The organism is Prochlorococcus marinus XMU1408, from assembly GCF_003208055.1.
In the GTDB taxonomy this organism is placed as follows: Bacteria; Cyanobacteriota; Cyanobacteriia; order PCC-6307; family Cyanobiaceae; genus Prochlorococcus_B; species Prochlorococcus_B marinus_A.
In genome coordinates this window covers 89,359-113,019 of the sequence record NZ_QJUE01000005.1, presented here as the reverse complement: position 1 = coordinate 113,019, position 23,661 = coordinate 89,359, and the positions used below count along the sequence as shown (strand labels likewise).

Below are 23,661 nucleotides of genomic sequence, written 5' to 3'. Positions count from 1 at the left end.
TAGCTCAGTTGGTAGAGCAACTGCATGGCATGCAGAAAATCAAACCCTTAAAAGTTATTGCAATCACTAGGTTTTCTCGTTAAGTAATAGATAATTGCCGCACAATTTACCGCTGTGGATGAGGTCTTACAACGACATTATGATTGTTACTTAGTGATGAAATTGTCTTTAGATATTTTTCTACTTATGATATATCACCCCATGTAGTTAGCCAAACAATAGTCTTCTTTTGAGGATCACATTTAAACTTTTTAATAAGATAATTCCTCATCATTTAAATTAGAGTTAATCTTTGATTGATTAGTCTTATTTGCATAAGACTGATGTACTTGAAGTTCAGTTTTTATTTGTTGCAAGGCCTTTTCCCATTGATCATCTTGACTTTGTCTATAAAGTTTGATTGAGGGATACCAGTAACTTTCATCATCATCGATTCCCCACCACCATGCATTGTTTCTGACCGTAAGTACTTTGGTTTTAACAGCAAGGGCTCCTGCTAATGGCACAGTGACATTGTGAATAGAGACAACTTCATCACAAGCTTTGATTAATGCAGAAAGAGCATCAATATCGTTAAACTTATCAACTTCTTTAACTTCACAAATGTCGATATTATGTTTCTGTTTTATATTCTCAATTTCTTCTGTTACATCACCATATTGAAGGCAAACAAATCTAATATTTGGTGAATAAATACCAAGTATAAATTGTTCAAGGGATAATGATTTATTTTTTTTACTAAGAGATATTGATTTCCAAGAAATACCAACAATTTTCTGGAACCGATTATCAGTTAATTGTTCTCTTAATTGATTAGATCTGGCTTGATCAACGTTTAGTATGAATTGTTTGGAGTCTTTGAAATCATTCAAAGAATTTCTTAGGAACTTTGGAAGTGATCCCATCGCGATATGAAAATCATATTTGTTTTCATCGATAAGTTCCTGTTTGGGTATATATTCAATTTTTGCTTGATTAAGTGATCTCTGTAAGAGAGGGATCAATCTTGGATCCGTTTGAATGATTAATTGATCGACATGATCAATTAAATCTGGAACAAGTGATAAAAACATAATTTCATCACCGAGACCTTGTTCAGGCCATAACAAAAGACGACCTCTACGCTCAGGTTCCCATTCAGGCTTGTTTGTTTTCAGGTGATTTCCGCAACTTATCATTATATTTGTCATGTTCCATCTCGATTCATGTTCTTGCCATCCCTCAATAAATTCTTTTCTTTTAAGAAGAATATGTGCCAAGTTAAAATGAGCATCTGGATGACTTGGGTCTAGAGTTATTGCTTGACGTGTATATAACTCAGCTTCTTTTAATTTTCCATTATTTTCTAATATATTTCCTAGATTTGAATATGCATTTGAATAGTTAGGATTGATCTCTATTGCTTTGCGTACATGTAATTCAGCTTCTTTTAACTTGCCTAGATCTTGTAATATAAGACCTAGATTAGAATGTGCTTCTGCGAAATTAGGTTTAATTTTAATTGCCTTGCGTTGTGATGATTCAGCTTCTTTTATGTTACCTAGATCTTTTGATATGTTTCCTAAATTATAATATGCGTTTGCAAAATCCGGTTTCAATTTAATCGCTTTGCGTACATGTAATTCAGCTTCTTTTATGTTGCCTAGCTCTTGTAAAATTTTTGCTAGATTTGAGTGTGCTATTGCATAGTTAGGATTTAAATCAATAGCTTTGCGATAAAAGGTTTCTGCTTCTTTTAATTTGCCAAGATCTATCAATACATTTCCGAGATTGGAATGAGCTTCTGTGTACTTGGGATTAAGTTCAATAGCTTTGCGATAAAAGGTTTCTGCTTCTTTTAATTTGCCAAGATCTCTCAATACATTTCCGAGATTGGAATGAGCTTTTGTGTACTTGGGATTAAGTTCAATAGCTTTGCGATAAAAGGTTTCTGCTTCTTTTAATTTGCCAAGATCTCTCAATACATTTCCGAGATTGGAATGAGCTTCTGTGTACTTGGGATTAAGTTCAATAGCTTTGCGATAACAGGTTTCTGCTTCTTTTAATTTGCCAAGATCTCGCAATATGACTCCATAATTCAAATAAATTGTTGGATAATCAAAACCCTTATTAATACAGTATTGATAAAGTTTTGCTGCTTCTGAAATGTTTCCTTGTGAATGAAGCTTACATGCTTTATCGATTATTTGTTCTTTAGAAGGTTTATAAGAAGTATTAGTAGAAATAGTAATATTCTCTTTGCTTTCTCCTAATGAAAATGGAACTGGGAATGTTTTAAATCCCAATCCTGCTTTCTTTTGATTCCTTTTCCCCTTGGTCAAATTATTTGTTTTGCAAAGAATCTATGAATGAGCATTATACATTGCACTAAAAATTAAACTTTAAAAATAAATTGATCCTCTGCAATGTAAGCAATAGTCGATTCTAATTCCATATTCCTTTTCTGTTTGCCTTTATTTATCTGTTCCTTGTTCTGATTGTAATAATTATGTCTTCGCCTTTTATGGCAGTGTGTATTTGGGTATATTTGAGTGGTGAAGTATAATGGTTATGTTGCTTGAGATTGATTGCAATCACTGTCATGTCAACGATTTGGGGCCATAGCTCAGCTGGTAGAGCACCTGCATGGCATGCAGGGGGTCAGCGGTTCGAGTCCGCTTGGCTCCATTAAGCTTTTCTAGAAAAATCGTTTACATTCATTTTAATAAAGGATTAATGGTTTTAATTAAAAGAATTTAAGAAACATACAAGAATTCTTAGAAACAAAAAATTAAGATTGAAAATATTTGCTATTAGAAAGTTAAAAACTAGTGCAAGATATAATCCTTACTAATAAATCTTTAAAAAAAAATCAAATTGATGTGACTGAGATAAACGCAGGCAAAAAGAAAGAAGGATCTGAACCGAAAACATTCCCAGTTCCATTTGCCTTAGAAAAAAATAATGAAAATATCATTATCAACAGCAATAAAGCTAAGAATGCCTCTAAAGAAAAAATTATTGAAAAAGCAAAGCAGAAAGGTGGAAATGACAAGAAACTCAATGAGTTAGTAATTAAGCAGAAACCAATAGGTTCAGAACTAAATCAATTATTACGGATGTATCAAAACAGGGAATTTGTTGAAGCAGAGAAGTTTGCAGTATTACTTTCTGAAAGGTTTCCAAATCATCCATTCTCCTGGAAAGTACTTGGCGCGGTATTTCAACAGACTGGCAGGATTAATGAGTCATTAATTCCTGCGCAAAAATCTGTACATTTATCTCCCAAAGATCCAGCGGCCCATTTCAATTTGGGTATCACGCTAAAAGAACTGGGCCGATTGGAAGAAGCTGAAGCAAGTTATAAACAAGCAATAGCGATAAAGCCTAACTATGCAGAAGCCCATAATAATTTAGGTAACACGCTAAAAGAACTGGGCCGGTTGGACGAAGCTGAAGCAAGTTATAAACAAGCAATAGCGATAAAGCCTAACTACCCAGAAGCCCATAATAATTTAGGTAACACGCTAAAAGAACTGGGCCGGTTGGACGAAGCTGAAGCAAGTTATAAACAAGCAATAGCGATAAAGCCTGACTTTGCAGAAGCCCAAAGTAACTTGGGTGTCACGCTTCAAGAACTGGGCCGGTTTGACGAAGCTGAAGCAAGTTATAAACAAGCAATAGCGATAAAGCCTGACTTTGCAGAAGCCCAAAGTAACTTGGGTGTCACGCTTCAAGAATTGGGTAGATTTGAAGAGTCTGTTGCTATTAATCAACAAGCTTTTGTTAACCGTACAGGTATCAGCCCAGTGGGAGACTATGCGCTGGCGCCAGCCGTTACTGATATTTTTTTCGAATTGACTAACAAATGTAATTTCCATTGTTCATTTTGTCCATCGGACTCACAAGAACGTCTGCTGGGTTCGATGGATTTAGAACTTATTAAAAAACTCTACGAAGAGAATGCTGATAAAAAAATTTCTAAGATAGTCCAACTTCATTTAATGGGTGAGCCAACCTTGCATCCTGATTTGATTGAGATTTTAAAATTTGGATCATTAAAAAATGTAGAGACTAATTTAACAACTAATATCAGTACACTTGGGAAAAAAAATGTTTCAAAGATATTAGACACCTTATATGGCACAGTAACTGCCAGCCATATGACTCCTACTGAAGAGACATATCATATTAGAGGTGCAGTTGGCATTTCATGGGATCGATATATCTCGAATCTTCGCTTGTTAGTTACTGAATATATGAAACGTTTAGCTGAAGGAAATGCGACTAAAAATAATATCGATATAAGGGTTATGGTTACTCAGGATACTGCATCAAATGTCAGTATCATTGAGAGTGCAAAAGAGGCTGGTGCGATCCTGAAAGAGTGGAACGATTTTGTCGCTGAAGCTGAGCATCAGTTAGGAATGACTCCCTATGAGCGCAAAGATCACAATGCCGCTGATCTAGTTCGGGATAATAATTGTACGTCTACCACTTACTCATTACAGCATGGGATAACTTTGACATTTTGGAGAGCGTTTACATTCGCGAACACTAGGGTAAGTAATGAATTCGACTTAGAAACGACAAGACAATCGTCATATTGTCATCATCCTTTCTCTCACGTTGGTGTCCTATGGAATGGTGACGTAACACTATGTTGCCTTGATCACGATGGCAAATTAAAAGTAGGTAATGTTCGTGACTCTTCTATAGAAACTGTGATCCAAAGTGATGCAGCTCAAAAATTGCGTGCCAGTATGCTTGGGGAATATCCCCTTCCATCTATTTGCCAAACTTGCCAGCAAAGACCAGCTAAGCGCAAAAACCCTTAAATTCAACAAGAAGTAAAGCTAAAACTCTCAAGTATGATGAGCTTTATTTGAATCAATGTTGATCAGATTGCTAAAAGTATTAGAAGTATTATTTATTTTAGGTATTCAGGTGTTGCTTTAAATTTAGTGTTTTTTGAGGTGGAAATATAAAGAATATCAATTTTTTTGAAAAATATTTGTGCTATTATTATTTATTTAATTTGATTCTTTTCAAATTACTATAAAACCATAATGAAATGATTGATAAAGAAAATGAATCTATGGATCAGAAAAATAAGATACCTACATTCTCTGTTCAAGTTCCTTTAGAAGAAATTAATATTACTAATTCTAAGAATCAGTCGATTAATGATCTTAAAAATAAAATTATAGCTAAAGCATTTAAGTTTCATTCTGAAGGTAATATCATAGAAGCTTCTAAATATTATCAATATTTCCTTGATCAAGGTTTTAATAATCCATTAGTATTATCGAATTATGGTTTAATAAATAAACATGAGCATAAAATATATAAGGCAATAGAGCTTTTTGAAAAATCAATAAGCTTATTTCCTAATAGCCCAGATGCTTATTCTAATCTATGCACCATACTTATAAATCTTGAGAGATTAAAAGAAGCTAAGTTTTATATAGAGAAAGCAATTTCTATTAAACCAGATTATTATCAGGCCCATTATAACTTAGGTGTTATATTAATTAAATTAAATAGACTAGAAGAAGCAGAAAGTCATACAAGAAAATCTATAACAATTAATCCTAATTTTGTCAATGGATATGAAAACTTAGGAACAATATTAAATCAAATATTCAAGTTAAATCATAATGAGTTAAATCTCATAGAGGCTTTAAAGGCATATGAGAAAGCAATAGAAATAGATCCGACTTCTTCTCTAGCAAAGGCTGGAATAATTGAAATCCAGGCTTTTATCTGTGATTGGAGTTTAAGAAGAAGGAATTTAAATTGGTTAGAGAATCTAGGAATAACTGGTTTAGCTGTGTCCCCGATGATTTTTATGTCATTAGAAGATAAACCTATGAAACATTTAATTCGTGCAAGAAGATTTTATAAACAAAATATTCATCTAGATATTAGTGAAAGGAATTTATTTATACAAAAAGAAAGAAATATAAACAGAAAAATAAGAATAGGATATTTTTCTGCAAATTTCTGTAAACACCCTGTGATGATATTAATGGCTAGAGTATTTGAGCTTCATGATAAATCAAACTTTGAAGTCTTTGCATATTCTTTAAGAAACAGGATGGAGGACTCTTATACCAAGAGAGTCAGAAAAACTTTTAATTTCTATAGAGAACTGGGGGAATTAAGTGATAAAGAGGCTATTCAAATAATTAAGAATGATAAATTAGATATTGCGATAGATCTAATGGGACATACGAGGATATCTAGGATGACTATTTTTGCTAATAGAATTGCACCTACTCAGATCTCTTATTTAGATTATCCTGGTTCAACAGGAGCAGATTGCATTGATTATTTAATAGCGGATAAAAATATTATTCCCGAAGCTAATAAGAAATTTTATAGTGAGAAAATCATTTATATGCCAAACTCTCTTCAATGTATTGATGATACACTTAGAAGTTCTAAAAAAACATTCACGAGAAAAGAGATTGGATTAAAAGAAGATTCTTTTGTCTTCTGTAATTTTGCTAATAATTACAAGATTAGTGAAATTGAATTTAATATTTGGATGAAATTATTAATTAAAGTTGAAAATAGTATTTTGTGGCTTCTTGAATCTAATTCATTATCAAAAAATAATTTAATTAATGAAGCAAGGAAAAGGGGGGTAGATGAGTCAAGAATTATCTTTTCAAGTAAAATGCCTATAGATTTACATATGAGTAGACAAAAATGTGCTGATTTATTTTTAGATACTTTTAATTATAATTCTGGTCTGATGACTTTTTTGGCACTTAGATCAGGATTACCTGTTTTGACATGTTCTGGAAATAGCTTTTCTGCAAGGATATCTACAAGTATTCTTTCTGCAATTAATATGAATGATTTAATTGCAAAGGATAAAGATGAATACGAAAGAATCGCCTTTGAAATTGCGACCACATCGGAAAAGCATTTATCTATAAAGCATATACTTAAACAGAGACAACTTGATTCAACTTATTTTAATTCAGAAACTTTCACAAGAGATTTAGAGGAGAAATATCAAGATTTAATATCTATATAATTATGATAATTAACCTATTAATAATGAAAAATCATATTTTTAAAATATATTTTCTTGATTCATCACTTTCTAACAACTCAAACCCAAATCTTTCGTATATCTTAATTGCTCTATGATTAGAATTTTTTACTATCAAGTTTATTGTTTTACAGTTTAATTTATTTTTTGCATAGTCAACTGAATATTTGATTAGTTTTGATGCTATTCCTAAAGATGTGAAAGATGGGTCTACCATTAATCTTCCTAAACTTACAGATGATGAATTTGCCGAATAGTTATATAAACTTGAACAACCAATAATTCGAGGTAATTGAATTGAATCGATTTTTTCAAAATATGCAAACCAAGTCGAATTTGAGTTATTTAATTCTGAATTTATGAATAATAGATGTTCTTCTATGTTTGCTATTTTTGAAATCAAGAATTTATCATTATAAGTCTTGAATCTCCAACCGTATATCCTGTAAATTGATTCCAGTGTAATATTATTACATCCTAGCTCACTAATATATCTCATGCTAAGACAGATTTTATTTTATCTAAAATGAAATCAATGTCATTTATGCTTATGTCAAGGTGACATGGTAATGAAATTATTTTATCAGAAATATTATTACTATTAATTATGTTTTGACCGAATTTTTTATAGTATTTGAATTTGGAAATTGATCTATAATGTACGCCAGGGAAAATATTATGCCTATTTAATTTTGAAATAAATTCATTTCGTTCATTTGAAGACTTACTCTCTTTTAGAAGAATTTGAGCAAGATGAGCCGATGTTGAATTTTCATTTAAGTGAGGAATGACTTTTATTTCATCCAATGAGCTAAAGCTTTTAATATATTTATTTCTCAATGATCTCCTATATTTGTTGTTTTTATCGAGATCTGGCAATATTGCCAGGCAACATGAAGCTACCAAAGCATTACCATTATATTTGTATCCCAACCTATCGATTTCATATTCCCATTTATAGATGTTTTTCTCTAATGATTCGGTTCTTTGATAAGTGGTCTTATCTATTCCCATCCAGCGATATTTTGAAATTTCTTCTAGGGAATCTTGGCTTTGTGTGCATAACATTCCTGAATCTGCAATTCCAAGATTTTTAACTGCTTGAAAGCTATAACAAACGTAATCAGAATATTCTCCTAGATGAGGTGAATGTTCAGGTGAAATTTTGCTACCTGACATGTGCGCTGCATCTAAGATGAGTGAAATATTGCTAGATTTACAAATTTCACTTACTTGTATTAGATTCTGGCTATTTCCACCTATTCCCACAAAAACAACGGCCAATATTTCATCGCTAACAAGTTTCTTGAGTGCCTTTGGATCTAGGCATAGAGATTCATCTACATCACAAAGAATTAATTCTAGAGAAGACTGAAGAACTACAGCAGCTGAAGATATAAATGTAATATCTGGAACGATTACTTTTCTTTTTCTAGGATATTTATCTTTTAAAACTAGTAATGATAGATGTAATGCTGCTGTGCATGAATTTACATAAATACTATTGTTATAACCTGTATATTGTGACCATTTTTTCTCAAATACTTTTGTAAGCCCACCATCACCTGTCCAGCCAGATTTAAGTGTAGTTTTTATGCTATTGGTTATATTATCAATATCATAAACAGGTTTTAATACATTATATTTTTTATCCATGTCCCTAGAATCTTTTGTATGGTGAATTTGTATTTAATTAAAAGATCATTCAGTGAATGTAATTTATTTAAATACGATAGTAAATAATTTGGATATTTTTTATATTACATTCATATGGTTAATAGTGAAAGTTAGTATTGATTTGGTTTAAGAAGCTATGGTAACAAGCTCGAAAAGATGGATCAACTACAGTGATTTGTACAACACCAAACCATGGCAACATTCACTTATATAAAATGAAAGTTGATGTCATACATATAGAAAGAACACACTTATGGAGAGTAAGAATTGGCCATGGGCGAAGGACAGAGAATTGATGACAAAGCAATAGAAGAAACAATTGCTCCCACATTCATACATAGCTATGACGCAGAAGTCTTCAAATCTTTCTTCCAAGATTGGAACCAACCAATAGCTTTAATACACGATTTTTTAAAGGTTCTCCCTAACTATATGGATAAAGCAAAAGTAAGGATAAAACATAGGTTTGTTCAAGTTCGCAAAGGCGATCCATTGGCTCGTTTAGCTGATGAGATCGAAGTGTCATCTGAGAAATTTCCACGGCTCACTCAGCTTCTGTAGACCTCTCGACAGTACTTGATTCGTCTTCGTATATGTTGATTATAAGCTACCTCCATTGACTTGACCTCTCCAAAATCTTCAACAAAGAGATCAGAAATATTAGATGAGAATATGTTCTATATCAAAGTGAAACTAGCTACTTATTCCTTCTATCACCAAATAATATCGTGACATTAATTCTACGATTTTCATATCCTTCTTTGAACTCATAATTATCAGTTTCATGAAATAAATTTGAATTGAAGATAACAGCACGATTTTCGTTATATGGAATAACTTGTGTATTGCCTTTACTTTTTTTTAGTTCTTCTCGTATTTTTGTTTTGTCATAAGAAGTATTGTAAAATTTAAAATCCCAATCATGTGGAGCTTCTACGTCGTAGACAATTAAACCACCAGAATCAGAATTTAAGTTGGCTTCTTTAGGAGTAATCCAAAAATTTACATTTATTGCTGCCTGATCTGCGTGAACTTTTATTCCTCGGAGTAATGAATTTTCATTTTTTGTGCGACTATCATACTTGTAAGCCCATATCTGCTTAATTGGATGATTTTTGAAGATTTTTGGTAATTTTTTTCTTAATTCTTCTCCTATTTGAATAATTAGTGGATTAGCTAAACCCTCCTTTAAATATGCTCCGAGATAGCCACCACTTTTGATATCAAACCAAATTGTTGTTCCTAGTAGAAATTTTCTAAGAGATTCAAGAGCTGTAGTACTTAATAAATTATCAATGTAAGTTAATCCGAACTCGTGATCGAAATAGTTATTTGTGATTTCCTCAATATTCAAGGAATTATTGATTACTTCTTTTTCTAATCTAGGAGCTTTTATTCGATGAATTAGACGATTATAGCTATCTTTAAGCAGTCTTTGATGTTTATTCTTTAGAGTAATCAATTGGGTTTCAGAGGGCCAATTGATTTCAGCGGCAACTTTTTTATAAAGAGTGGCAAGATCAAAAAATTTTTTAGTCTCATAACCTTTCGAAGCTAAATATTCAAATTGTTCAATATCATGATCTATTTTTGCCTTACTGATAGTTTTGAATTTTGCGAGATTTGATTCTTGATTTTTCTGTAATCGGAGTAACTGAGCACATTCAGAAAAATATTTTAGGGATAAGTCATACTCCCCTTTTTCGAGGAGCATGATTCCTAGATTGCCATGAGCTTCAGCGAAATCAGGATTCAGTTCAATGGCTTTGCGTTGTGATGCTTCTGCTTTTTCTAATCTTCCAAGATCTTTCAATATGAGCCCTAGGTTTGAATGAGCATTTGCGTAATCAGGTTTGATTTCAATTGCTTTGCGGTATGACAATTCTGCTTCTTGTGATTTACCAAGGTCTCTCAAAATGTTTCCCAGATTGTAATGAGCTTGAGCGAAATTAGGATTCAGTTCAATTGCTTTGCGGGTAGATAATTCTGCTTCTTGTGATTTGCCAAGATCTTTTAAGAGGACTCCATAATTAGAGAAAACTCCTTGATCTTTAAAACCTTGGTTAATTAGATATTGATAAAGTTTTGCTGCTTCTGAAATGTTTCCTTGTGAATGAAACTTAAATGCTTGATTGATTATTTGTTCTTTAGACGTTTGCTTAGCAGTATTTGTTTTAATAGTAAGATTTCCTTGATTTTCTCTTAAGGCAAATGGAACTGGGAATGTATTTATTTCAGCCTTTGTTTGCTTTGGATCTATTTCTCTTTCGGTCACATCTAATTATAGTTTATAACTTTAATAATTTAATTTATTCTATTACTGATCAATGATTCTAGCTTTCTGAAAAGATAAATCGGTTGCAAATAAACATAATTAATCCATTTGTTGGAAAAGTAATTCAGCTAGACCCTTTGGAAATAATGGCATTTGATAATTTTCCACCGCTTTTACCTCGTGTAAAAATTTTTTCCTTCGGAAAAGTATCGAGAACTTTTTCAACGCTTTTTATATCAATGAATTTACTTTCTTCGCTTCGTTAGATTAGAGACTACTAAGGAGATTCAATTGCATTTTAGTTAAATCGCAATGCCCCTGCTTCGTTCGTACTAAAGATTTTTATACACCTTATTAGCTTTAATTTTTTTACCGGAATGGTTTAGGCGCTCCTATGATTGCGCAAAATATCAAAATTTAGAGATTTATTTTTATAGCCAGTCAATCAAGTAGCTCTTCGAGGAATGACTGACATATCTAATTATCAAAGTTGCTTGAGTACGCTCCCTGCTGGATTCGAACCAGCGGCCCACTGCTTAGAAGGCAGTTGCTCTATCCAGCTGAGCTAAGGGAGCTTGATGAATCTTAGGTAAAGTGTTTAGAGAAACTTAACCTAAAATCAACGTCAACTATTTAAGATTACATACTGACGTAGCTCATCACAAGCAGAATTAAGCAGACCAACAATAGATTTTGATTTGTTCCATAGGATCTTGAATAAAAAGTACATCCTAAAAAAATTAAGTTTTTCAATTTTTTAGCAGCGATATTTAAGGATGTGTGATTTCTGAACTTATATAAGAGTTTTTTATGGGTTAAAAATCATTTTTACTACTTCCGATGATTTGGTCTTATCTTGGATATACAGAACTGAAAGAAATGATTTCAAGAAGGTTAACGAAGATTCAAAAAGCTGAAATAGTAGAAGCTTATCGAGCAGGAGATAATACTAATGCCCTAGCGGAAAAATATGGTTGCACACCTAATACTATAAATAGAACAGTTAAAACTTTATTATCAGATAGAGAATATACATCTTTAAAAGAAAGAAGATCAAAGAATAATAAAAAACGAGAATTGATAAATAATGAACTTGTTAAGGAAGAAACAAAGGATTCAGAACAGATAAACCCTTTAATTTCATTAAAAGAAGACGTTATAGAAGAAGATAAATGCGTGCAAATAAATGAAGGTTTTTATAGTGCGGAATTAGATCAGATAACTATTTTAACTCTTGATGAGGAAGAAGATTTCAGAGCAGAAAAATCATCCGAAAGTCAAAACAATAAAGATTATGATAGCAATAAAAAAAATCAGAACTTTGATCAAGGTTTTGAAGAGATAGCACCATTGATTTCTGATTTTGACTTTGATCAAGTCAAGCAAAAATCAGATTTTCAGATACTTAATTATAAATCCCTTCCTGAGATCGTTTATATGATTGTTGATAAAAAAGTTGAACTAGATTTACAACTGATTTCAGACTTACCAGAATGGAGCTTTTTGCCAGAGAATGAATTAAAAAGGAATGCAATTTTACTATTTTCTAACAAACGTTCCGCTAATAGAAGTTGTTCAAGAAATCAAAGGGTTATAAAAATTCCAAATACAAGTATTTTCGGGTTATCTAAATCATATCTAATTTCAAAAGGAGTTACTAGACTAATTCTTGAAGATTCACTAATTGCTTTAGATAATTAGTAAATCTATAATTTAATTCTCATCTTTAATAATTAGAATTGAAGTTAGGCCGCCTGAGATTAACCCTACAGTAAAAGAAGTACCAATTAAAAAACCAATTGGCAGAGGAACAGTCTTATTGAATATTAAATTTAAACTATATCTCTTACCTAGATTTTGGGATCCTAAGCAAAGGAAGAAAATTAGTAATATTGCCGTGGCAATATTTAGAGTGAAAAGTTTTAATCTAAAAAACATATAAAAAATTCATTAAAATCAACCTTTTAATTAGCATTAAGTGAAACAGCTTATTTGTCAAGTTTCTTATGTAATTTTGAATAAAGCCATTTCTTTTCATAGCCTGTTTCTTCTGCAACTTTCCGAGCTGCAATATTAGATTTCTCACCTTGATTGATTAATTTTTTGAGTTTATTTAATGCTTCTGATTCACTTATTTTATATTCTTGATTCTTTTCTTTTTTTCCTTCAATAACTAATGTGAACTCACCTTTTGGCTTATTAATCTCAAAATGTTTAATAACATCTCCTATTGTACTACCTATAGATTCTTCATATCTTTTTGTGAGTTCTCTCGCAATCTGTATTGGGCGCTCTTCCCCGCAAAAAGTAGATAAATCTTTTAATAGTTTAAGTAAATGATGTGGAGATTCATAGACGATTGTAGTTCTCGGCTCTTCAGAAATTATTTTTAGCCGATGTTTTCTGTCCCCATGTTTTTTTGGAAGAAATCCTTCAAAGCAAAACCTTTGACATGCTAATCCGCTGACAACTAATGCTGTTGTAGCTGCGCATGGGCCAGGTATGCAAATGACTTCATGTTTGATTGTTCTTACAGCTTTAACTAACTCTTCTCCAGGGTCATTTATCCCAGGCAAGCCAGCATCGCTAATGAGAGCAATACTTTGATTGTTTTTCAACAATTCTAGTAATTGTTTTTGTCGACTTTTGAAATTGTGTTTGTGATAGCTAAGAAGGGGGACTTTGGATTCTATTATTTTCATCAGTTGACCACTTCTTCTAGTGTCTTCGCAAGCTATTAGTGAAACCCTCTTGAGAATGGACTTTGCTCTTGGAGATAAATCACCTAAGTTCCCAATTGGTGTTCCCACTATATAAAGAGTCCCTGGGCAAGGTTCTGTTCTATCTTGTTGAGGCTGGTAATCATCAATTAAATCCATTATGTCAATTGATCTTGTTGTGCCAGAAAATGTCGAATTAACGACTTTATTGGATGAACTTAGAAAGCTTAGCTGGGCTGCTGCTGATGTTTTGATGGCCTATGCCCGAGGTCAAGAACCACCTTATGGTTTCCCAAAATCTTTAACGATTGAGGAGGGTGGAGATGGACCTGTATCTGCAGCTGACATGGCAGTTAATGAATTATTGATCTCTGGATTGAAGGATAATTTCACTTTTCAAGATTGGGATATTTTAAGTGAAGAAACTACTAAGGAAAAAACTTTTCATCGAACTAATTATAAAAAAGATTGGTGTTGGATTCTTGATCCACTTGATGGAACAAAAGATTTTCTTCAAGGATCTGAAAACTATGCAGTTCATATTGCTTTGGCGCATAAAAAAAAACCAAAAATTGGATTAGTTCTTATCCCTGAGAGAAATGAGCTTTGGGTTGGAATTATTGGAAGTGGTGCTTGGTGTGAAAATCGCAATGGTTTTAAAAAGGATATTTCTTTTAGTGAAAGGCTAGATATCTCTGAACTTGTACTCGTTTCAAGCAAAAATCATCAACAATCAACACTTTTAAATCTTCTATCAACTTTGTCCTTTTCTAAAACAAAGAGAATAGGGAGTGTCGGTTGCAAAGTTGCATCAATTTTGAGAGGAGAATCAGATGTATATATCTCTCTATCAGGAAAGACTGCTCCAAAGGATTGGGATATGGCTGCGCCTCATGCCCTTATTGAGGCGGCAGGTGGAATGTTCTCTCATGCTGATGGAGCTAATTTGATTTACCAAAAATCCGACTATTCTCAGTCCGGTTGTTTAATAGCTAGCCATGGAAAATCTCACCTAAACATTTGTAAAAAAGCTATGAAGTTTTTCTCTAAAGAAGAACCGAAATTCAAAGTCTAATATTAAGTAAGAGGCGCTACAGGGGTAGGGGTTGGCTCAGGATAATTGTTCATCCCACCATTTTGGGGTACTCCTCTTAAAGTTAAATTAATGCGTCCTCGATTATCAATTTCTCTTACTCTTACAGTAACTTGGTCTCCAACTTTTACTACATCTTCAACTTTTTCTACTCTTGCTTCGGATAACTGAGAAATATGAATCATACCCTCTTTGCCAGGAAGAATTTCAACAAATGCTCCAATTGGAATAATACGGGTAATTGACCCAGAGAAAATTTCTCCTTCATGTACTTTTCTTGTTAGGCCTTCAATAATTCTCTGAGCTTCTTCTGCAGCTGCTCCATCATGAGATGCAATAGTTACTATCCCTCCATCTTCTATATCTATTTTTGTGTTTGTTCTTTCTGTAATTCCTTTTATTGTTCTTCCGCCAGGTCCAATTACAGTTCCAATAAGTTCTGGATCTATTCTAAAACTTAATAGACGAGGGGCATGAGGAGAAAGATTATCTTTAGGAGTCTCAATTGCCTCCAACATTTTCCCTAAAATGTGAGTTCTAGCAGGAAGTGCTTGATTGATAGCTTCTCCAATTGTCTCAATTGAAAGCCCAGTTATTTTCATATCCATTTGCAATGCAGTAATACCTTTTTCTGTTCCTGCAACCTTGAAATCCATATCTCCAAGAAAGTCTTCAATTCCTTGAATATCAGTCAATATTTTGATATCTTTTCCTTCTTTAATTAATCCCATTGCTGCTCCACCTACAGGGGCCTTCAAAGGGACTCCTGCATCCATGAGCGCTAAAGTACTTCCACATACAGAAGCCATGGAAGTTGAGCCATTTGAACTTAAAACTTCACTAACAACTCTTAAAACATAAGGGAAAGTATCCTTTGCGGGTAATACAGGAATTAGTGCTCTTTCTGCTAAAGCCCCATGACCAATTTCTCTTCTTCCAGGAGTTCTCATTGGTCGAGTTTCCCCTACTGAGTAAGGCGGAAAATTGTAGTGGTGTATATAGGTCTTATCAGTATTTGGGTTTAGATCATCCATTTCTTGCGCATCGCTTGGAGTGCCTAATGTTGCAGTGGAAAGGACTTGAGTTAAACCCCTTTGAAACAAAGCTGATCCATGTACTCTGTTAGGCAAAACAGCAGCAGCAGCATCGATTTCTCTAACTTCATTTAATGCTCTTCCGTCAACCCTCTTTCCTTCTTTAATTATCTGTTCTCTCATTAATTTTTTTGTTAAAGCTTTATAGCTATTTTCTAGTAGCTTGCTATTTGAAGCTAGTGATTTTTTAACAGCATTATCATCTTTTAGTCCATCTATTTTTGAAGTAATACTTATCTTTATTTCTTCAATTTTATTATCTCTTTCTTCTTTCGATTGCTCGAAGTTTTTGAGAACTTCACTAATTGACTTTGTACAATTTTTATCTAAATAATTAGGAATTGTGTCGTCTATTTCAGGAGTTTCGGGGGTAACTTGTTTGATTCCTGATTCTTTTAAAACTTCTTTCTGTGCATTAATTAATTCAGTAATGGCTTCGTAGCCAAAATCAATAGCTTCAATAACGTCTTGTTCTGATAGCTGATTAGCTCCAGCTTCAACCATTACAACACCGTCTGGAGTCCCTGCAACAACTAAGTCAAGATCACCTCTTTCAATTTCTCGGTAACTTGGATTGAGAACAAAGTCATCCCCCAATAACCCAACCCGAACAGCAGCCATAGGACCTTGGAAAGGAATACCTGCTATCAATGTTGCCATTGAAGCTCCTGTTACAGCTAGGACATCAGCAGGAACTCTTTCGTCTAAAGAAAGACATGTTGCAACTATTTGTATATCGTCTCTCATCCATCCAGGGAAAAGAGGTCTCATTGGACGATCAATTAGTCTTGAAATCAACGTAGCTCTCTCTGGAGGACGTCCTTCGCGACGCATAAAACTACCTGGAATCCTTCCTGCTGCGTAAAGCCTTTCCTCGTATTCACACATTAAAGGTAGGAAATCAACCCCCTCTCGACCTGTCGATTTTGTTGCTGTTACTAGAACGGAGGTGTCCCCGCATTCAATCAATACTGAACCACCAGCTTGTGGAGCAAATCTCCCTGTAGTGAGCTTTATCTCTCTACCATCGAAGGAAACGGATTTTGTCTGACCTTGCACGTGACTTTATAGCTTTTTGTCTTTAAGCATTCTTACACTTAATGGGACTAACTGAGTAAAAATCTAGCTAGATTTGTTTGTTAGAGGAAACATTTACCACAATTACTAAATCGATATAACTAAAAAAGAAGTGGGATATATAAAGTTTCCCACTTCTTAAGTGTTTTTAAATTTTCTGTTAGTTTTTACCAGCTTGATTTTACAACTCCAGGTAATTCTCCATTATGAGCTCTGGCTCTAAGTTGATTTCTGCAAAGTCCAAAATCTCTATAAACTCCTCTAGGTTTGCCAGTTGCCCAACAACGATTTCTAATTCTATTTGGCGCACAATTTCTTGGTAAAGCCTGAATCTTCCTATGGATTTCTAATCTCTCCATAGGGTCTTTAGCTGATTTAAAAGCATTAATAAGAGTTTTACGCTTTTCGGCGTATCTTTCGACTAGTTTTTTGCGCTTTACATCACGCGCTATCATTGACTTTTTGGCCATTCAGGGGCGTTTTGGACTTAATTAAATATCATTTTAACTCCTAGGATGAATGTTTTAAGCCATTAGCGGCAATTTATTTTCAAAATAATTTCTGTGATTTCAACAAATTAATAGAGCGTAAGTTTAATTATCTGTGTACCAATTGCTGCACAAGAGAAAGTTGAGTCGTATCACGAATAATCAAAACTACACTTAGGCCAACAAGTAACACAAATCCTGATTGCATAAAAGCTAATTGAATTTTTTCAGGAACGGGCTTACCGCGGATACTTTCTAAAATGAGAAGAACTAATTGCCCTCCATCTAAAAGTGGTAAGGGTAATGAGTTTAGAACAGCAAGATTAATTGAAACTAATGCAGAGAAGAGTACAAGTCCCGATCCACCTTGCTCTGAAAGCTGAGCACCAATTTCAACAATCTTGACTGGTCCACTTAATTGTTGAGCAGTTGAAGAGAAATTAGTAATTAAACTCTTATATCCAATAACTGTTCTGCTTAGTAATTCATAAAATTGTGAATTTGAGCTGTTAATTATTTCATTAATATTTTTTGCTTTAGATACTTCATTTGGAAGATTTGGTTGTAATTGGGCTCCTATCCTTCCATTCCCTTCATTTTCAGAGGGGGTTATTGAAACATTATTACTTTCATTGTCATTAACTCTCTCGAAAATTAATTCTTTTCCTGATGATTTCTGAATAATATTGACTAAGTTCATAATCCCCTCTTTACCGCTTCCTAATGCTTGTCCGTTTACACTCATAATTCGATCACCTGCCTCTAAGCCTGATTTGAAAGCAGGTTCATCTGGTTGAATACCCATGATGATTACCCCTGGCTCAGGTTGATTAGGAATACCTACAAAGCTTGCTTGTCCTATAAGTACTATCCAAGCTAGTAATAAATTTGCTAGTACACCTGCTGAAATAACAATTGCTCTTTGATGGATAGGTCTATTTTTTAAAAGATCAGGGTCATTGGGTTTAACAACTGAATCAGTCTCTTCATCGGGAAAGGAGACGAATCCACCTAAAGGAAGAGATCTAATTGAATAAGTAATTCCATTTATTTCCTTTTTAAAAAGAGCTGGTCCAAAACCAATTGAAAAACCACTTACTTTAATTTTTTGGAGTACGGCTGCTAAAAAATGACCAGCCTCATGAAAAAAAATTAGTAGGCCAAGTACGGCTATTGATAAAAGAACGTTCATTAATTAGGTTTTGATTGGGTTATTCTGGCTTTAATTTGTTCGAACCGAAGTAAGGTATTAAGGCTTTTGGTAAATTGATACTTCCATCAGATTGTTGACCATTTTCTAAAATCGCTGCCATAGTACGGCCTATAGCCAATCCACTTCCATTTAAAGTGTGCAAAAGTATATTCTTTTTATTTTTATCTTTTGTTCGTATTGATGATCTTCTCGCTTGGAAGTCTCCACAATTGCTGCAACTAGATATTTCTCTATAGGCATTAGCACCTGGCAACCAAACCTCCAAATCATAAGTTTTTTTTGCAGAGAAACCTAAATCTCCTGTACAAAGCTGAATTACTCTATAAGGCAGTTCGAGTTCTCTAAGAACAGATTCTGCATCAGAAGTAATTGTTTCTAAAGCTTCTTCAGAGTTTTCTGGGGTCGAAAACCAATAAAGTTCAACTTTATTGAATTGATGAAGTCTTATAAGGCCTCTAGTATCCCTTCCGTAACTTCCAGCTTCTCTTCTAAAGCAAGGACTATAAGCTACATATTTTAAAGGGAGTAAGTCTTTAGGAATAATCTCACCTCGATGAAGAGATGTTAAGGGAACTTCAGCGGTAGGTGTAAGCCATAAATCATCATCTGCGCATCGAAAACTCTCTTCCGCAAATTTTGGAAGCTGTCCCGATCCTGTAAGACTGGCTGTGTTTACAAGTGCTGGAGGAAGAACTTCTAAATATCCTTTCTTAACATGCAAATCAAGCATGAAATTTATAAGTGATCTTTCAAGTTTTGCAGCTTGGTTAAATAGGGTTACAAATCGACTTTTGGCTATTAATGAAGATCTCTCACTATCCCAGAGTTTTAACTTATTAGCAATTTCCCAATGCTCCTTAAGATTATTGCCTGAAAAAGGTTGCCCCCAGATTCTGATTTGCTTGTTATCTTTCTCGCTTTTTCCCTTAATACAATCTTTTTCTGGAAGATTAGGCAAGCAAAGTATTTTTTCATTTAATTTTTGTGATATTGATTTTTCTTCCTCTTCAATTAGCGCAACTTGTTTTTTAATTTGATTTCCCTTGCTACGAAGGTTTGAAATTTCTTCAGAACTTTGAGAGAGGCCTCTTTTTATGTTTTGTCCAACTTCTTTACCAATTGCATTTCCTTCGGCTTGTAGTGTATTTTTCTTTTCTTCTAGCTTTTTAAGATCTTTGCTGAATTTCTGAAGAGAACCTAAATCAATATCTATTCCTCTTGATTTAAGCCCTTCTTCAATTAGTTTAGGATTTTCTCTTAGTAGTCGCTGATCTATCACTATCTGATTGAAGAACTCCTTTTAGCCTAATCGTTAACTGTTCCTATAAATAATTAAACTTTATAAGCGCTTTTAAATTAAGAACTATTTTTTTGTCTTAAAAACTCAAATTAATAGAAAATTTAAAAAAGTTTTGGAGATGAAGCTCTTGCTCTTCCACTCGAAGCCCAATCTTTTAAAGACTCAAGTTGCTCTCTTGCGGTTCTAGAGAGAGGAACTAGTTGACTGGTGGCAAGAATTAGATCACTTTCAAGAAGCTCTCGCTTTTCAGCAAATGCAAAATACATTGCCTCAATTACTGATTGTTCTAATTCTGCACCAGAAAATCCCTCAGTTCTATCAACAGTAGCTCTTAAATCAATTTTTAAATTAGGTCTTCTTTGTTGAAGATGAAGTTCAAGAATACTATGTCTCTCGTTTTTAGTAGGTAATTCCAACATGAAAATTTCATCAAACCTTCCTTTTCTTAGTAGCTCTGCAGGAAGTTTATCTATTCCATTTGCAGTTGCTACTAGAAAAACAGAAGAAGTTTTCTCTGACATCCAGGTGAGAATGTTTGCAAGAACCCTCTGACTTGTTCCTCCGTCACTTCTTCCATCGCCCCCAAAAGCTTTGTCAATTTCGTCAATCCATAAAATGCAAGGCGCCATTGCTTCAGCACGTTGAATAGTTTCTCTTGTACGAGCTTCACTGGCTCCCACTAAACCAGCAAATAATCTTCCTACATCTAGTCTTAACAATGGCATAGACCAACTATTGGCTATCGCTTTTGATACTAGAGATTTGCCTGTACCTTGAGGACCAACTAGCAAAACGCCTTTTGGAAGAGGCAATCCAAAATCTTTTGCTTCTTCTGAGAAAGCTTGTTTTCTTTGCTTTAACCAATCTTTCAGTATTTGTAAACCACCAACATCTTTTGGTGATTTATTTGTTTTGCAATATTCCAGTACCTCGCTTCGAGCAATAGATTGTCGTTTTTCTTCTAATACTTCTACTAAATCTTCTTTACCTATTTGACCTCTTTGAGCAAGAGCTCTTGCTGCTACTTTACGAATTCTGGATTCACTTAGACCACTACATGCATTTGTAAGTTCCTTTAGAACGCTTTCATCTAATTGAGATTTACTAGCCTCAGCAATATTGGATAAAAGTGTCTTAATTTCATTTCCCTTAGGTAGAGGAAGGTCAAGAATTGTTAGGTCTTCTTCTAAATCATTGGAAGGGCTCCATAACCCAGAACTGATAATTATTGAATGAGGTTTTGAACGAAGATTAATAGTTAAATTTTTAAGCATTCTAAGAATGCCTGGATCATCACAAAAATGGTGAAAATCTTTTAACAAAAGAATCGTAGGAGAACTTTCATCCAGTTTTTTCAGCCATTCAAGGACGGCCATTGGCTGTCTTGATCCTAGATTATTGCAATTAAGAATATTACTAATTCCATCAATATAATCCCAAGTTGCAAGTCTTCTGGGGGAGAGCCTTTTAGTGGAATTCTTTAAAAGTGTTTCAACTCTTTCTTCTTCATTACTCCTTATCCAGATAATAGGTGTTCTGGCTCTAATTAGTAGATCAAGTTGTTCATCCCAATTAGACATCAGTTATTAATTTAATTCTATATTTAGCTCAATTTTCATAATAAGCTTTCGCTATATTTATTTATTGCTTTTTGGTTCAAAAGGTAATCTATCTGAATCAGAAATTATTTCAGAAGCAATAGAAACAGAGGGTTTATCTTTTTGTTTTAATTGGTCATCAAGAATTTTTTGTAAATTTTCTGGTAGAGCTTCTCTGCTTAGAAGAAAGGTTTGTAAACCTTGAAAGATATTGGCAATAACCATGTAAAGAAGAACACCAGCAGGCAAGGGGAAGAATAAAAACATTCCAGTTATCATTACCGGTGTGATTTTATTAGCAGTTGATTGTTGTTTGTTCACTGGCATTCCTCTTCCAGAGAGAACTTGAGAAATGACAAGAGTCAACCCAAAACTTGCGACTAGAATTGCAATATCCCAATGTATGGCCCCATCGACATAAAAGCCAACATTCCCCAAAGCCTTTATAAACAAGAATCCGCTTTTAGCTGCTAACCCAGGAATCTTTGCTTCTACTGTTGCATCTCCAGGAGTAAGTGCATTTACTGTCCCATCAGAAGATACTTTTACAATGTCTTCTCCTTTAGTTACTTTCCACGAAGGAGAAAATTTTGGGCCATCTTCATATTTCTTTAATTCATTTACATAGGAATCTCCATTCAAGGTTTGCAAGTTAATTTTGACTGAATCCCCTGAACCAATTTTTGTGCCACCCGGAAGAGCTGCAATAACAGGGAAATGATTCTTTTCGGTTATAAAAATTGAATGCTTTGCTGTTTTAAAAGGTTTTGGTTCTACAGCTGCTATTTGGTCTGAGGGTAAAACTTTAAGATTGACTAAATAAGGTACATCAGCAAAAGGTGAACCCCTCAAAGTTGCAAATAATGCAAACAAAATAGGCATCTGAACAAGTAAGGGAAGGCATCCAGCTAATGGACTTCCAAATTCACCCATTAATTTCCCTAATTCTTCTTGCTGCTTTTGAGGATTGCTTGCATAGCGACTTTTGATCTCAGCTTGTCTTTTTTGCATGACAGGCTGAGCTATTTTCATCCTTCTTGCGCTTCTAATAGAACCAGCGCTAAGAGGGAAAAGTGCTAAGCGAATAACTATGGTTAATGCGACAATCGCTAGTCCGTAACTTGGAACTAATCCGTAGAAAAAATCTAGGATCGGGATAAGTAGATTGTCTGAGATGTACCCGATCACGGTTTTTAGTGTTGAAAGATTGAGGTTGTTAGGACAGTTTGCCTTAGAAGATGTGCTCTTGTCTCACATATTTGTAAGGGCTCATTAGTTTGAAAAACCTTGAACATCTTTATTGACCTTATTGGTCGAAGAATTTTCTATTTTATCTAGGATATAATTTTCTGTTTCACGAAAATTTGGAATTGATCTCATCTCAAGACGAGCTCCATCTTTTAAGACTAAAACCATATCACCATATGATCCTAAACCTCTTGGAATTGCTCTGATTTCAGCTATTTGGCTATAAACAACCTGAGTTCTATCACGACCAAGCCAGCCACCAGTGACTGAGATCCTACGTGTAGTTATTTTGTATCGAACCCAAAGGGCTCTGACTAATGCTCCAAAAGTGAAAGGGAGACCAATTAATGTTATTCCAGCTAACAAATTTATTACTAAATCTCCACCTGCAGGACCACCTTCGTAAAAAATATCTTCATTAGGACTAATAGTCATTGAGTTAATCCAGCTTTGATGAGTAGTTTGTCACATTCTTTAAGTAGAGTGCTAGTGTGATTTTTCAAGCATGAAGGTTTCAAAGAAATAAAAGCCCATACTTCATTATCCAAAGTCATCTTAGAAAGTCTGTATGACAAATGTTGGTGGAATACCCGACGAAGCTTATTTCTAATAACCGATTTTTTGCTTACTTTGTTGCTTATTGATATGGCACATTTTATGGATGGCTTATTCTTTGAGCTTATGTCTTTTGCTATGAGTTTTTTATTCGCTTGTGTAACTCTCAGGACCATTGACGAGCTGTGGAATCTTGAGCCTTCCTTATAGATGAAGTCAAAAGATCTATGACCTTTTAGTCTCATTCGTTTTGGCAAAACCATTATGAGAAACTT

Annotated in this window: 18 protein-coding genes and 2 tRNA genes; 6 read left to right on the top strand and 14 right to left on the bottom strand. The window is 33.9% G+C overall.

All coding sequences use genetic code 11. From position 1 onward, the window contains the following. Positions 1-251: 251 nt before the first annotated feature. Complete coding sequence (locus tag DNJ73_RS07000; RefSeq protein WP_158466998.1) at positions 252-2,321, bottom strand: tetratricopeptide repeat protein; 2,070 nt, start codon at positions 2,319-2,321, stop codon at positions 252-254. A gap of 273 nt (positions 2,322-2,594) precedes the next feature. On the opposite strand from DNJ73_RS07000, the gene DNJ73_RS06995 reads away from it, so the two are divergent. The 3 genes from DNJ73_RS06995 (at position 2,595) to DNJ73_RS06985 (ending at position 7,030) form a co-directional block, all read left to right on the top strand. Beyond that, a tRNA-Ala gene (locus DNJ73_RS06995) sits at positions 2,595-2,667 on the top strand. A 143-nt stretch (positions 2,668-2,810) separates the two neighbouring features. Beyond that, positions 2,811-4,817, top strand: a complete 2,007-nt coding sequence (locus DNJ73_RS06990; protein WP_158466997.1) for a tetratricopeptide repeat protein — start codon at positions 2,811-2,813, stop codon at positions 4,815-4,817. A 236-nt stretch (positions 4,818-5,053) separates the two neighbouring features. Beyond that, positions 5,054-7,030, top strand: coding sequence for a tetratricopeptide repeat protein (locus tag DNJ73_RS06985; RefSeq protein WP_158466996.1), 1,977 nt, complete (start codon positions 5,054-5,056; stop codon positions 7,028-7,030). A gap of 31 nt (positions 7,031-7,061) precedes the next feature. On the opposite strand, the gene DNJ73_RS06980 is transcribed toward DNJ73_RS06985, so the two are convergent. Next, positions 7,062-7,451 (bottom strand): GNAT family N-acetyltransferase, encoded by a 390-nt coding sequence (locus DNJ73_RS06980; protein WP_187152616.1) that lies wholly within the window; start codon positions 7,449-7,451, stop codon positions 7,062-7,064. Between the two features lie 92 nt (positions 7,452-7,543). Next, positions 7,544-8,704, bottom strand: coding sequence for a DegT/DnrJ/EryC1/StrS family aminotransferase (locus tag DNJ73_RS06975; RefSeq protein WP_158466994.1), 1,161 nt, complete (start codon positions 8,702-8,704; stop codon positions 7,544-7,546). 294 nt (positions 8,705-8,998) lie between these two features. Between DNJ73_RS06975 and DNJ73_RS06970 the strand changes: the two genes are divergently transcribed. Continuing rightward, positions 8,999-9,286: a DNA-directed RNA polymerase gene (locus tag DNJ73_RS06970; RefSeq protein WP_158466993.1), complete on the top strand. Its 288-nt coding sequence runs from the start codon at positions 8,999-9,001 to the stop codon at positions 9,284-9,286. A 136-nt stretch (positions 9,287-9,422) separates the two neighbouring features. On the opposite strand, the gene DNJ73_RS06965 is transcribed toward DNJ73_RS06970, so the two are convergent. Both DNJ73_RS06965 and DNJ73_RS06960 read right to left on the bottom strand, forming a co-directional pair. After that, positions 9,423-11,000, bottom strand: coding sequence for a tetratricopeptide repeat protein (locus DNJ73_RS06965; RefSeq protein ID WP_158466992.1), 1,578 nt, complete (start codon positions 10,998-11,000; stop codon positions 9,423-9,425). A 501-nt stretch (positions 11,001-11,501) separates the two neighbouring features. Further along, positions 11,502-11,575 (bottom strand) — tRNA-Arg (locus DNJ73_RS06960). Between the two features lie 265 nt (positions 11,576-11,840). Between DNJ73_RS06960 and DNJ73_RS06955 the strand changes: the two genes are divergently transcribed. After that, positions 11,841-12,701 (top strand): helix-turn-helix domain-containing protein, encoded by an 861-nt coding sequence (locus DNJ73_RS06955; RefSeq protein ID WP_158466991.1) that lies wholly within the window; start codon positions 11,841-11,843, stop codon positions 12,699-12,701. Positions 12,702-12,988: 287 nt separating this feature from the next. On the opposite strand, the gene rsmI is transcribed toward DNJ73_RS06955, so the two are convergent. Further along, positions 12,989-13,879 carry a 16S rRNA (cytidine(1402)-2'-O)-methyltransferase gene (rsmI, locus tag DNJ73_RS06945; RefSeq protein ID WP_158466989.1) on the bottom strand — a complete coding sequence of 297 codons (891 nt, stop codon included), beginning with the start codon at positions 13,877-13,879 and terminating at the stop codon, positions 12,989-12,991. 1 nt (position 13,880) lies between these two features. On the opposite strand from rsmI, the gene DNJ73_RS06940 reads away from it, so the two are divergent. Then, a complete protein-coding gene (locus DNJ73_RS06940) occupies positions 13,881-14,795 on the top strand; it encodes a 3'(2'),5'-bisphosphate nucleotidase CysQ (protein ID WP_158466988.1) in 915 nt (304 codons plus the stop codon). Between the two features lie 2 nt (positions 14,796-14,797). Here the strand turns inward: DNJ73_RS06940 and DNJ73_RS06935 are convergent, their stop codons facing one another. From DNJ73_RS06935 to rnpA, 8 genes are all read right to left on the bottom strand, one after another. Then, complete coding sequence (locus DNJ73_RS06935; protein ID WP_158466987.1) at positions 14,798-16,966, bottom strand: polyribonucleotide nucleotidyltransferase; 2,169 nt, start codon at positions 16,964-16,966, stop codon at positions 14,798-14,800. A 185-nt stretch (positions 16,967-17,151) separates the two neighbouring features. Further along, the gene (gene rpsN, locus DNJ73_RS06930; RefSeq protein WP_158466986.1) at positions 17,152-17,454 is read right to left on the bottom strand and encodes a 30S ribosomal protein S14; all 303 of its coding nucleotides are present in this window, start codon (positions 17,452-17,454) and stop codon (positions 17,152-17,154) included. 127 nt (positions 17,455-17,581) lie between these two features. Continuing rightward, the gene (gene rseP / locus DNJ73_RS06925; RefSeq protein ID WP_158466985.1) at positions 17,582-18,664 is read right to left on the bottom strand and encodes an RIP metalloprotease RseP; all 1,083 of its coding nucleotides are present in this window, start codon (positions 18,662-18,664) and stop codon (positions 17,582-17,584) included. Positions 18,665-18,683: 19 nt separating this feature from the next. Then, entirely contained in the window at positions 18,684-19,964 is a 1,281-nt protein-coding gene (gene serS / locus DNJ73_RS06920) for a serine--tRNA ligase (RefSeq protein ID WP_158466984.1), read from the bottom strand. A gap of 122 nt (positions 19,965-20,086) precedes the next feature. Continuing rightward, on the bottom strand, positions 20,087-21,565 hold the full coding sequence (locus DNJ73_RS06915) for an AAA family ATPase (protein ID WP_158466983.1): 1,479 nt from the start codon (positions 21,563-21,565) through the stop codon (positions 20,087-20,089). 57 nt (positions 21,566-21,622) lie between these two features. Continuing rightward, positions 21,623-22,771, bottom strand: coding sequence for a membrane protein insertase YidC (yidC, locus tag DNJ73_RS06910; RefSeq protein ID WP_158466982.1), 1,149 nt, complete (start codon positions 22,769-22,771; stop codon positions 21,623-21,625). Positions 22,772-22,855: 84 nt separating this feature from the next. After that, positions 22,856-23,266, bottom strand: a complete 411-nt coding sequence (locus DNJ73_RS06905; protein WP_158466981.1) for a PH domain-containing protein — start codon at positions 23,264-23,266, stop codon at positions 22,856-22,858. Further along, positions 23,263-23,649: a ribonuclease P protein component gene (gene rnpA, locus DNJ73_RS06900; RefSeq protein WP_158466980.1), complete on the bottom strand. Its 387-nt coding sequence runs from the start codon at positions 23,647-23,649 to the stop codon at positions 23,263-23,265. The genes DNJ73_RS06905 and rnpA overlap by 4 nt, the downstream gene beginning before the upstream one ends. Between the last annotated feature and the right edge of the window lie 12 nt (positions 23,650-23,661).